This is a genomic window from Aliivibrio sp. S2TY2, assembly GCF_028765525.1.
Taxonomy (GTDB): Bacteria; Pseudomonadota; Gammaproteobacteria; order Enterobacterales; family Vibrionaceae; genus Aliivibrio; species Aliivibrio finisterrensis_A.
Map to the genome: position 1 here is coordinate 84,829 of NZ_JARACS010000005.1, position 12,818 is coordinate 97,646.

General features: G+C 37.6%; 9 protein-coding genes. 2 read left to right on the forward strand and 7 right to left on the reverse strand.

The genetic code is table 11. The features are described 5' to 3' along the window. Positions 1–34: 34 nt before the first annotated feature. Genes PVK63_RS10025 through PVK63_RS10050 form a run of 6 tightly spaced genes read right to left on the reverse strand, consistent with a single transcriptional unit; the run spans position 35 to position 7,889 of the window. Complete coding sequence (locus tag PVK63_RS10025) at positions 35–2,335, reverse strand: response regulator (protein ID WP_274440382.1); 2,301 nt, start codon at positions 2,333–2,335, stop codon at positions 35–37. Positions 2,336–2,362: 27 nt separating this feature from the next. Beyond that, positions 2,363–3,880, reverse strand: a complete 1,518-nt coding sequence (locus PVK63_RS10030; RefSeq protein WP_274440383.1) for a SpoIIE family protein phosphatase — start codon at positions 3,878–3,880, stop codon at positions 2,363–2,365. A gap of 2 nt (positions 3,881–3,882) precedes the next feature. Continuing rightward, positions 3,883–4,590 (reverse strand): CpsD/CapB family tyrosine-protein kinase, encoded by a 708-nt coding sequence (locus tag PVK63_RS10035; RefSeq protein ID WP_274440384.1) that lies wholly within the window; start codon positions 4,588–4,590, stop codon positions 3,883–3,885. Next, a complete protein-coding gene (locus PVK63_RS10040; protein ID WP_274440385.1) occupies positions 4,590–6,701 on the reverse strand; it encodes an SLBB domain-containing protein in 2,112 nt (703 codons plus the stop codon). The genes PVK63_RS10035 and PVK63_RS10040 overlap by 1 nt, the downstream gene beginning before the upstream one ends. A gap of 1 nt (position 6,702) precedes the next feature. Further along, on the reverse strand, positions 6,703–7,536 hold the full coding sequence (locus tag PVK63_RS10045) for an OmpA family protein (protein ID WP_122032214.1): 834 nt from the start codon (positions 7,534–7,536) through the stop codon (positions 6,703–6,705). Positions 7,537–7,571: 35 nt separating this feature from the next. Then, positions 7,572–7,889, reverse strand: coding sequence for an STAS domain-containing protein (locus PVK63_RS10050; RefSeq protein ID WP_130044817.1), 318 nt, complete (start codon positions 7,887–7,889; stop codon positions 7,572–7,574). Between the two features lie 509 nt (positions 7,890–8,398). Here PVK63_RS10050 and PVK63_RS10055 point away from each other — a divergent pair. Both PVK63_RS10055 and PVK63_RS10060 read left to right on the forward strand, forming a co-directional pair. Next, entirely contained in the window at positions 8,399–10,510 is a 2,112-nt protein-coding gene (locus PVK63_RS10055) for an LruC domain-containing protein (RefSeq protein WP_274440386.1), read from the forward strand. Between the two features lie 15 nt (positions 10,511–10,525). Then, positions 10,526–10,978: a hypothetical protein gene (locus PVK63_RS10060; protein ID WP_274440387.1), complete on the forward strand. Its 453-nt coding sequence runs from the start codon at positions 10,526–10,528 to the stop codon at positions 10,976–10,978. A gap of 74 nt (positions 10,979–11,052) precedes the next feature. Here PVK63_RS10060 and PVK63_RS10065 read toward each other — a convergent pair whose 3' ends face one another. Then, a complete protein-coding gene (locus PVK63_RS10065; RefSeq protein ID WP_274440388.1) occupies positions 11,053–12,807 on the reverse strand; it encodes a response regulator in 1,755 nt (584 codons plus the stop codon). Between the last annotated feature and the right edge of the window lie 11 nt (positions 12,808–12,818).

Consider the following 12,818-nt stretch of genomic DNA (forward strand, 5'->3'; position numbering starts at 1 on the left):
ATCCTGTTTTACCTAGCGAATTTTGTTTATTCTTTTATTTTGAGAAACCTTGTTTATTTCTTTGTTCAAGTGCGTCTAGTGAAAGTGTAGCTAAATCAGGTAAGTGTGCTGCTTTTTCTAACGCATCATCAAATTGTTGATTAATACAATGAATTTCAATTTCTCTTGCAAGCGTAGATAAGGCCACGTTTCCAAGCGTTAATGCACTGCTTCCTAATGTATGAGCTTCAAACTCTAATGCATATAAATCTTTATTTTTTGCCGCACTTGAGATGGTTTCTACTCGCTCTTTTGATTCAATAATGTAAAAGCGTATTAATTCAGGCATAACACTCGCATCGGTGTCAGCTATTATTTGCTGAATTATCTGTTCATCTACTAATAATAGCTCATTATTCATACTTTTAGGCTCTTCTGTTGATTCATTAAACTCACATAGGTCACATTCTTGGCAAAATGAAGGGTCTTGTTTACCCTCTTTAAACAGGTACTTAGCAAGGCATTTTAGTAGATCACTTCGGTTGAAAGGTTTTGAAAGATAATCCGTCATTCCTGCTTCTATAAATCGCTCTTTATCACCAGAAAGGGCATGTGCCGTAAGTGCAATGATAGGCATGTTTTGGTGTGTATCAGATAGAGATCGAATTTTTTTCGTTGCCGTCATGCCATCCATTTCAGGCATGGATATATCCATGAAAATAAGATCGTATTGGGTGTTAATTGCTTTGGTTATCGCTTCTTTACCATTTTGAGCAATATCAATTGAGTAACCGGCATAATTTAGCGTGTTTTTAATGACAATTTGATTGGCATGATTATCCTCAACAACAAGAATATTAGCATCAGAGAATACACAGGCTTTTTGTTGTCCAATATCTCTTTGTTGTTCTATTTTTTCTTTTGATAATAGGAGGTTAATCTCTTTGGTTGTGGCTTTATCTAATTGAATGTTGAAGGAGAATTCACTTCCTAAACCATATTGGCTATTTACCGTAATGGTACCATCCATCATATGAACTAAGCGTTGACAGATAGCTAACCCTAAACCAGAACCTTCATGAGTTCGAGAAAAGGTGTTATCCGCCATAGTAAATTCATCAAATAAATATTCAAGTTGCTCCTGTTGTATACCAATACCTGAGTCTTGAACTGAGCAGTATAATTGGATGCGTCCTTCATGTTCTTTGGCATCAATCAATATTTGGACTTGTCCATCATCAGTGAATTTTAAGCTGTTACCAATTAAATTTAATAATATTTGACGTAATCGGTGAGCATCGCCCTGAACGTAGGTAGGAACATTATCAGTAATAACTAATGACAGCTCTAGTTGTTTGCTTTGGGCTTGTGGATGAAAAGTCTTGAGTACACTATTTAAACTTTTATGTATATTAAATGTATGATTTTCAAGGCAGAAAGTGTTGGCTTCCATACGTGAGAAGTCGAGGATATCATTGATGATTGAAAGCAATAATTCACTTGAATCCGTTGCGGTATTAACAAGCTCTTTTTGGTTTGGTTTTAGGCTTGTTTCTTTTAAAATTGCGAGTAAACCTAAAACTGAATTCATAGGTGTTCGTATTTCGTGACTCATCGAAGCTAAAAATCGGCTTTTACTTTTATTGGCTGCTTCAGCTTCATTTCTGGCTTGTTGTAGGTCTTGATAGTTTTGTTCTAGCTTTAAGGACATGGAATTAAACGCTTGTGCTACATCACCTAAATCCCCGGTAGATGATATCTTAACTTGTGCTCCCGGGCCTTTATTGGCAACTGTATTGACCGCTTTTTTCAGTTTATGGAGATTGCGAGTTAAGGCATTCCCAAGCAAAAATGAAAGTCCAATAACAAAGATAAGTTCAATAGAGGCAATGGCATATATCCATGATTTTGCTTGAGAAAGGAAAGTGTTTTCACCGTGAGTACCAAATCCTATTTCTACTTTCCCTAATGTTTTATCATCGGTGATTATTGGTAAAATGACGTCATAGGTCCCATCAGATGCATTATGAAGGATTGAAGAGTCGGGGTTAGCGACCTCATGCAGTTTTGGTCCACCTTCAACAATGAGTTCACCATCCTCACGAAAAACACGAATGTAGCAAATGGTATCTAAAGCAATAAAGTCATCCATAAGTGAAGCGACTTTTTCGTATTGATTGTTTAACATCGAATCTTTAATGGCATTGGAGAACATATGTACTGAGGCATTGGCTCTTGCTATTAATCTTTGTTCATTAGAGTCTGAGATGAATTTCACAGAGCTAAACACTAAGATCAGTAACATGATGCACTGAATAATAGAGATACCAATGATCGTTTTTAATCGAAATGTCATAGTTAGCTCCTTGCAATATTTGCTCTTTTATTGGTTCTCAATTAACAGCAATAATGCATCGTCATTGGGTGGTGTTCCTGCCAAAGCATCAAAGGTTTTTATTATTTGATCAATAGCTTGCTCTATTGGTAAGTGTAGTGTTTCTACGAGCTGTTTTTTTATTGTTTTTTCTAAGGTTTCACGCTCTGAAGTAGTGTCCCCTGATTCAAACAGCCCATCAGTAAATAAGGCCAGACGCTCTCCTTTTTTGATTGATATAGTAGCTTCCTGATAATGAGTCTTGGGTAATAACCCAGGAAGTGTTCCTTCTGTATCAATGATATCAATTCTTTCTGGGGTAATATGAAGAGGTTTAGGGTGCCCCGCGCTACTTATTTTTATCGTATCATCATCAATAAAACTTAAGCAACATGCAGTTAACATGGTTTGTGATAGAAGTTGATCTTTAAATGCATTATTTGAAAGCTGTGATAAAAGTTTCGATGGTTGTGTGAGGTCTGCATGTTGCATTAAGCCACGTACATACCCGGCGTAGGCATAAGCGAAAAACTTAGCGCTTTCATCGTGTCCCATTACATCAGCGAGAAGCAGCAGGGTGTTATTATCGTTTGTTCTGGATAAAGTAAAATCGCCTCCGCCTTGACCTGCGGTTCTTTGTTGTGTGGTTAACTTCCATTTATCAGAATGTGTCTCAACCTGTGGTAAGAGAGTATGGGTGATTTTTTGATTAAGTTGTTCTGATAGTGCGTGATATACCTGATGGAAACGACCTAATACGCGAGTAATGGAATGTATTAATTGTGTTTTTTGTACGGGTTTTTGCAGAAAATCATCAATACCTAATTCGGCAGCATAATTAACGGTATTTGTATCTTGTATACGAGAAAGGAAAATAAATGGAATTGAAAAATTATTCTCTTTTTCTAGTTGCGATCTTAGCTCTAACCCACTCATTTCAGGCATTTGAATGTCTGAAATGATTAAATCAACACTGTTATGTTGCAGGAATTTCAGCGCTTCTCTGCCATTGATTTTTGTTGTTATTGAAAAATCAGATTTAAGATACGCTTGAAGTAACGTTGATTGAATGACATCGTCTTCAACAATCAAAATGTGAGGTTGTTTATGGGAAGGAATACGATCCCATAATAGGCTTAATGTATTGTTTTTTGTTGTGGATTGATAGCTAATGTCATCAGTCTGATTTTGAATGATATCAATGCCTCGTCCGCCACACTTTAATGAAAACTCACTGAGATTGGTTTCTTGATGTTGCTCTGTTGGATCCCATGGTATGCCATCATCAATAATGTCTATTTGCCAGTGACTACTGCTTTTACGTAGTACTAAACTGATGGTTTTACTTGGGTGAATAGGGTGTAGAACTAAGTTGGTGCTCCATTCAGAGAAACATAATAGACATTGGTTCGACACGGTTGTGTTTATCTCAAGATTTTTAAGGATCTTAGATAAAGATTGTCGCAATACTTTCACCGATTCTAGTGATGTGGGTTTTGTATCTGAAAAAAGAAGGATAGAGTTCATGATTACACCACAGTTGATAAAAATCGGTTTTTTTGGACGATTGCTATAAGTTTAGTTGATATTTTTTTGGGTAAAAAAGATAAGCGCTCGATTTCTCTACAAATTTCATTTTTTAAACTTGGTTGGTATTTATCATTAAAAACATGACCAATAATATTTGCGTTGTGGTTCTCTAATTTTTCTAAGGCATCTTTAAATTCGGTTTGAAGTGTTTGACCAGACAAAATAACCATAAGGGTACTTTCGCAGCAGCCTGAAATAGTTTGAGCTGGAATATTGTTGGTATTGAGTTGTGAAACTGATGATGCATCAATAATGACTTTATCGAACTCTTTTAACCAAGTTTCAATTCGCTTTTTCAAGTTTTTGGGTTGACGTAATTCGATGATTTCCGCTTTATTTGTGGGCACAGCAATACCTGAAAGCACGACACTATTGTGTTGAGAGAAGGTCAGATAATGAGAATTCGTTTCAGCCACATCGGTATCACTTGGCATAAATGACAACGGTATTAAACTTGGGTTTTGAGGATTAAGATCAACCAATAGTGTTCGGTAGCCAGCAAGTAAGTGTCTTTCAGTTAAGGCTTGAGCAAGAGAGCTTACCCCCTCGCCAGGGTTAGTGGAGGTAATGCACAGTGAGTGGCATTCGTGTTTTTCTAATTGTAAAAACACCTGCTCTATTTCCATATGACACGAAGGAATTCTCATTATAGTGCTCCTATTAAGGCGATGGTTGCGACCACTTGGAAAACATCTTTCATTACAACACGTACTTGCTCCATAGTGCTTTCGTCTTTGTTTGGAATATAGACGGTATCACCCGCTCTGAGTACGGGAATGCTTCTAAAGTCGGCAGTACGGCTAAATTTAACAAGATCAAAGGTTCTTGCTTGCCCTTCATCTAGTGCGTGATTTACAACACTGATCTTTTCAAGGTAAGCCACATCACTTGGTCCACCAGCTTCGGCAAGTAGGTCGAGTAGCGTCATTGAATCATTAAAACGGTAACGGCCGGGTTTATTAATGGCACCTAATACTCGGATGGTGCTTTCTTTACTTTCATCTACCCAAATACGGTTTTTTTCTGGGATGTAAATGGTGTCGCCTGTTTTCACTTTTGGTAGTAGAGATTCATCACCAGTTTCAAAATATAAAGCCAGATTTAATTTGCTTACTCGTGCGTAACTTTTATCTCTATGGGTAATACGGATGTTATGAATATCGGCATCCATTGTTGGTCCATCCGCTGCTGATAGAATGTCTAAGAAGTGCATGTCGTTGGTAAAACGGTAACGACCTGCGGCATTGACCTGACCAAAGACATAAATTGAGCTATCAGAGCTTTGGCGTACCCATTGTGATTTATTATCTGATGGATCTTGTGGTAAATCATGAATTCGAATGGTCGCTCCTGCTCGAATGGTAGGCAGTGCTGAGTCGGGTTTTCCTTTTGAGATAAAGGAATCTAGGTTAAACGTATAAACCTGGTTTGTACCGCTTACATCTGGGGTGACAATTTCAATTCGCGTGGTATCTCCGCGTAATGTTGGGCCGCCGACATGCGCTAATAAATCAAGAAATGACATTTCATCTGACCATTCAATACGACCAGGATGTTGTACTTCACCTAGTACTCGTACGGCACGGCTTGGCGCAATTTTTAACCATGACTTTTCGTTCATGTCAGTCTTTTCAGGAACAAAGATAGCATCTCCAGCTGCAATTGCAGGGGGGCGCATATAATTCGTTCCTTCGGTATACCCAGATAAATCAAAATTAATCACAGCTCCGTTGGCTTTTATGACACGGATCTGGCGAGATTCTGCAAAACGTGTTGGGCCACCGGCATTGGCTAAAATATCCATAAAAGTTGCGCCTTTTTTTCCTTCAAAAGCACCGGGTTTTGCTACCTCACCCATGACATACACCATGTTTGAACCAGATTTAATTTCTTCTTCTTGTTTTGGGACAAAAATAGTGGAACCCACTTCGAGTGGCGGTAATAAGCTCGAGTCTCCGGTATCTAAATAGCGTTTAAGGTTAAATAAAGCGGGTTGATTTTTAGATATCACTCGGATCTGCTCTACACCAGCGTAACGAGTAACGCCACCCGCTCTCATAAGAACGTCAACCAGATTGGTCCCTGATTTATATGAGAATGTTCCCGGTGAATTCACCTCACCAAACACCTTGATGGCTTTTTTTCCATCCGCAGCATCACCGGCTTGAGACAGTTTTGCTGGGTCAAATTCTTGTTCAATATTACCTACCATAGGAGAAGCGGGGATAAATAGGGTATCCAATGATTGAAGCGTAGGGAGAAGAGATTGGTTACCTGAATCTAAAAAGGCTTTGTAGTTAAAGGTAGTAATTTTATCTGCTCGACGAAGTTGTAAACGGTTTAATTGAGCGCCAGATCGTAGGCCTCCGGCAGCATAAAGAGCGAGTTGAACAGAGTCACCATCCGCTAAAGTGTATTCTCCCGGCTGTTTTACATAACCTTGAATATTGATGATTAGCTGACGTTTACTAATAAAGACCTGAAGATTAGTGAGATCTTGTAATATGGTTTTAAGACTTAATGTGATACTAGATACCATTTGGGCTTCCGTTTTTCCTGCCACAAAAATAGGACCTACTTCAGGTAAAATAACGCGTCCTTGCTTATCGACTTGGAAATCTTTATTTAGAGTATCCTCACCCGGTAGCATTATTGAAATGACATCACCCACTCTGACATGATTGTTAGTTTCATTGGAAACAGCTAGGAGAGAAGTGTTTAATGTTAAAATGAACAAAACTATTTGAAAAATACGCATTTTAATTCCCTCCATTAGAGTGGTTGTTTTCTAGCATTAACGGTTGATCTAATTGCAGTAATTCAATGGTCACTCGGCGGTTGGTTAGTCGAACATGAGGTTCTGTGCCTGCTAGGTATGGATCATTTGAGCCAACAGAATCGACATGTATGCGATCAGAAGATAACCCAAAAATACTTAAGTAACGTTTTACCTGTTTGGCTCTATTAAGAGCGAGATCTTGGTTGAAATCTTCTTCACCCATGGCGTCAGCATGGCCTGTAACTAATAATTTGAAGTCTTGATGCTTATTAAGAAGCTGTGAGGCCTCTGATAAATTCACTATGTATTTAGGATTTAATTCCGCGGAGTTAAATGCAAACTGGTTGTCTCTGTTTAGTAAGTCATAAATAGTTTGTGCTAATGCAATATCTGAATTCCCATTGTTGGAATCTGAGGGTGGTGTGCACGTTTCTTGGCGTTTTACGTAATCTAACTGTCGTTCTAAACGCTTTAATAGGTTCCGTTGAATGACTAAATCATTCGCGGCATCCAGTTGTAAGCCTCCTTCTAATTCACGAGCTATTCGAGCTTCATTTTGTTTGGCTTGATGAACGGTAGCAGGAAAACACCATTCCGCTTTTTCTAATATGAGAATATCAAGATGACGAGCGGCTAGTTCCCAATCAAACCGTAAGCCGTGCTCTGGACCTAGAGGTTGATCTGGCATTACTGGAGAAAATGCCGCTTGTGGATAGTTTTCTGCTTCGCCACCTTTTCCAGGCTCTGCAAATGAAGTGCAACCAGACAGTGCAAGTAGTCCTAAGCTAAGGCCGAATAAGTGTCGTTTATTCATGATGATGCTCCCTGTCCAACGGTTCATTTTTAATATTAGTGGGTTGTACTATTTACTGGAATGGCATTTTCAATACGTAATAGTTTTAGCAATTCCAAAGGTTGTCCGTGCGCATTTTGAATTTGCATAGTGCGTTCTTTTTCAATCAGACGCTTGTAGAGATAGACAATCGCCCCTATGCCTGATGAATCAAGGAAGGCGACTTGTGCGAGATCGATTTCTACTTGGTGGTGCTCTTGTTGAAGCACTTCGTCAATCGTAGGTTGGATATCTCGGCAGCCAATCGCATCCATATCACCTTGAATAGCTAAAATAAGAGTTTCTGTATTTGATTCAAATTGATGTAGTTCCATAATAAGCTCCTAAGTAAATGCCCTTTTGTGTTTGTATTATGAATAGAGCAGTAACTGTGCCAGTTATTTTTATCAATATATTCAATTGGTTATGCTTTATTTTGTGTTTTTAAATCGCGATAGCAAAGTGGATTCTCAAATTGCAATGCAGTTTGCAGAATGAGAAGTTATACCATTCTGGATAAGTAGATGTTCAGATAATTGCGCAGATATAATCGATTTTAACAAGCAAGAATGATCAAATACTTATGTAGATTGGTATTAGTAATGAATAAAGAACAGTAAGGGAATAAACTAATATGGAATAAATAGAAGGGTAAATAAAAAGTTTAGAAGGAAGAGCTTTCCTTAAATAAAGGGGCTTAATATTTATTTTGATATTCAAAATGAATTTCATTTTCAGAATTTAATAAAGATGAAATATAAAGCAACTTAAAATCAATGACTTAAGGTTGGCATGTCTTTTGTATTAGCTAATAGATAGAGAAAAATAACAAAAGGAAGATGATATGTCTCAATTTATTAGAATACTATTTTTAGTCTCTTTATTATTCAGCTCTAAGTTGTTGGCTGATCCATTTGATACGTGTCCAAGTAAGGCTTATTTATTTCAAGGTAACCCAGTAGCAGTTTATGGTGTGAATTTAGTGACTGGTTCATACAGTGTTTTGCAAAGTGATACTGGATTGAATGCCAATATTAATGGTGTTGGCTTTGACGAAGAAGATCGTTATATATACGGATTTGATACCACTAACTATAATGTCGTTCGATTGGGGGAAAACTTTCAAGCAACCACATTGTCTGTCAGTGGCCTTCCTGCAAGCACCACATTTTATATTGGTGATGTTTATGAACATTATTATTATATCTATAGAAAAGGTACAGGGTTTTATAAAATAGACTTGTCACCATTAGATTCAAATGTATCAGCTGCATTAACGGCAGAGCTTATTACTTCAACCACCAGTGTTAGCTTAACTGACTTTGCTTTCCATCCTGATAATGATCACCTTTATGGGGTAGATAATGGGTCTGGCTGGTTATATGAGTTTGATATCAATACTGGGGTTTCTACTTATATTGGTGACACTGGAGAAACCGGTACTTTTGGGGCAATGTATTTTGATGTTGATGGTTATCTGTACTTATCTCGCAATCAAGATGGACAGGTTTATCGAGTTGATTTATCGACCCAAGCAATTATTGACTCTGGAGTGGTTCCTGCGGTCAAGTTTGCTGATGGTCCATTTTCAAGTCAAAACGATGGTGCTCGTTGTGCTAATGCTCCCTTAATTGATACTGATGAGCCAGCAACCATTGATTTTGGTGATGCACCGGATAGCTATGGAACGACTTTAAATTCTAATGGGGCTCGTCATGAAATGGATGAGATGACTTGGTTAGGCAGTAGTGTCGATGGTGATTATCTTGCCGCGCAGTCTCCTGATTCTGATGATTCAATAACCACTGATGATGAGGATGGGGTGGGTTTTGTTACGGCACTAGAGCCGGGGTTAGATTCTGTGATAGCGATTACTGCATCGACTTCGGGATATTTGTCAGCATGGTTCGATTGGAATGATGATGGTGATTTTTCTGATGAGGGCGAACAAGTTTTTACAGATAAATCATTAGTGGCTGGGATTAACTCGGTAATAATTACAGTGCCATTCGGTGCAACCGTAGGTGATACATGGTCTCGATTTCGTTTTAGTCAACAAACGGGGTTAGCTTATTATGGTGGTTCAACCTCGGGTGAGGTGGAAGATCATATTGCAACGGTTGTGGCTGCAAATACGACTCAACGCCATTTCCCATCAGCCAGTGGTTACGTAACCCTTGCGTATGAAGATAATTGGCCAGAAACCGCAGATTACGACATGAATGACTTGGTATTGATATATCGAATTACAGAAGTATTAAAAGATGGTTTAGTGGCTAAAGTGACTATTTCAGGTCAATTAGTCGCTGTAGGTGCAAGTTATCATAGTGGTTTTGCCGTTCGTTTATCTGGAATTAATGACGAGTTAATTGATTCTACGAAAACACAGCTTTACCACAATACAGTATTACAAGGGAGTGCTCCTCAAGAGGCAGATATGAGTGAGGCCAGTTTCATCCTTATTAATGATGCCATCGATGTTTCTAGTTATGAGTGTGCTTACTTTAGAACTCAGAATGATTGTCGTGAAAATGTAGGATTAGAGTTTGAGCTTAACTTTAGCTTTACTGCTCCTATAGCAACAGCAAGTATGCCTGCAATGCCTTATGACCCATTCTTGTTTGCTACTCCAGGCTATTATCATGGGCCAAGCTTTGCTCAAGCACCAGGACGAAGCTATGAGGTGCATTTAGCTGATCAAGCACCAACAGAATCTTTCGACACCAATTTCTTTACTTTAGCTCAAGATACAAGTGATCCAAGCAGCGATCGTTATTTTAAAACGATAAATAATATGCCGTGGGCGTTATTGATTTACGATGAATGGCAATGGCCAAGAGAGCGTGTTGATTTAACGACGGCTTACCCTGACTTTGCAGATTACACGACTTCTGGCGGTATCAGTAATACCGATTGGTACGATAATAGCAATGCTGTTGATAATAAATATTACTAAGAAGAGGACGTCACAATGAAAAATAAAATACTAGTAATAATAGCGTCACTGTTCTTAATGGCATGTAGTGACAGTGGTGGATCTGGTAGTACGGGAGGAGGAGGTGGAGCATCACCAGCGACGGTGCCGCAACCAGAACCAGTTAAAACACAGGACTTGGTTGCTCCTGATGGGTTTACATTCAACCCTGTTACCGCTCACACACTTGAGATTAACTTAAGTGGTTCTTTACCAGAAAGGACTCATTTATCTGTGTATTCTGCTTATACAGAAGGGACCGATGGAAAGTATATTGTTGATTATGATAGTAAGGTTATTGACGCGGCGTTGGTAAATGGGGCATTAACCATTGAGTTTTCGCTTGCAGAAAGTCAATCAACTATTGTTGCAGAAATATGGTCATACGATGGAAGTCTACCTATACAGAAAGAGTTTGCTATTGATAGTAATCCACTAGTATGGGATTGAGTATAAATAATACCCCCCGTTTTCTTATTCTGAAAACGGGTTTTTTGATAGAGGTTTCAATTGCCAAATGAATGCTAAAATAGCAACTTTGTAGCGTGTTTACGTGGAAAATTTAGTATTTCCTTATCTTTTTTTATATATGAATAAGGAAGTCTTGAAAGCAATTTTGAGCTTGCTTTTTCCTCGATATACGCTTCATTTGCATGTAAGGCTTTAAATATAGCTTCTCTTCGACTCATCAATTTATCTGATAATGGCATGTTTTGAATAGTGACAACCATCGAGCTGATTGTTGCGGGATTATCTATACTTAGTGAGATATAACACTCGAGTAAACTAATACATAATTCCGACGAGTATGGATATTGAGTTAAAGCATTTTGATACTGATATTGCGCTAGCTCTAGAGCGTCAATGGTTAAATTTGCAGTTTTTATTTTATTACTTTCGTTTAGCGTACTAGAGAGCATTTTTAATGATTCATTTAACTCTTGATCGTGCTTTAAAATATGTAAAGCATCGAGGCAATAATCATTAAATTGATGCTTTGTTTTTATCACGGCATTTACCCTTTCAAGTAGCCAAAGCTCCCCATAAAATGAAAGAAGGTATAATAATTCAACTAGAATTACTGAGTTTAGCTGATGTAAATCATCAAAAAAGGGTTTGCTCGCTTTTAACATTATTCGTTTAGCTGCAATGATATTTCCTTCTTTAATCATTCGCTTACATTCACTTAAACCAAAAAGAGTGGTCAATTGTTTTTTTTGTATTGTTGTTAAGCGGTATTCTGATCGCCTAACGAAGTTTTTCTGTTCAAGAATAAATTGCTTTTTATCACGTGCAGTTTGGCAGTTGTGAATGTATTCACCATAGTAATTAAATGCCTCTACAACATAAACACACCAATCTTGGTCTGCAATAGGTAAATGATTTGCAAGTAAGTGAGAGGCTTTAAAAAAATAATGTTTATTATTACAGATAAGAGCAAGTTTCAGTGTATGCAATGCTCTTAATGGAACGCTAGGAGTGAGACCTAATGCATTGTATGCTGATGTTAAAGCTTCTTCATAGTGTGATTGCTGTATATGAAGTTGACTTAAAAAATCAAAGGCGGGAGCGAATAAAGGATGTTGTTGGCATAGGATTTCAGTTTGTTTAATTAATAACTCTGGTGTACTAAGAGAGTGTGTATTTTCAAGCTGTAATCGAGTATGTATATAGTTTCTTCTATTTAAAAACTCAGGCTGATTACATAATGCGATAAGTTCCTCACCTTCATTTGGTGAAAAAAGTGAAAATAGAAACTGATCTAATTCATTGATATTTTTGCTTTTAGCAGCAGAAATAGCATACTCTTTGAGTTGTTCATTATCGCCTTTTTTTCTAATGGTATATAGTTTTTTAAATAAATGAAATTCTTGATAAGCATCTGTCATCTTGTGGCTAAGAATAGATTTGCTTATTGGTTTACAAAGGTAATCACCATTCCCCTTTGAAAGGGTGCTGAGGACAGTTTGTGTTGTGTTATCCCCTGAAACCGTAATAACGCGTGTATAAGGTTCAATAAAACCTTTCATTTTTAATAAGTCATAAAGTTCCGAACCATTTAATACTTGCTCTAAATGGTAATCAATAAATAATAAAGAGTAACGCTTTTTTGAGCAGGCTTTAATCGCTTGTTGGTATGTTTTTGCGTGGTCGACAGAATCAAAACCTAAAAGCATAAGTAATTTAGAAAGGCATAATGAAGATACTAAGCAATCATCCACTATTAAGATAGTAAATTTTTTTGTGTTTTTTTTATTTTGGTTATTGAATACATTCATAATGACGATAC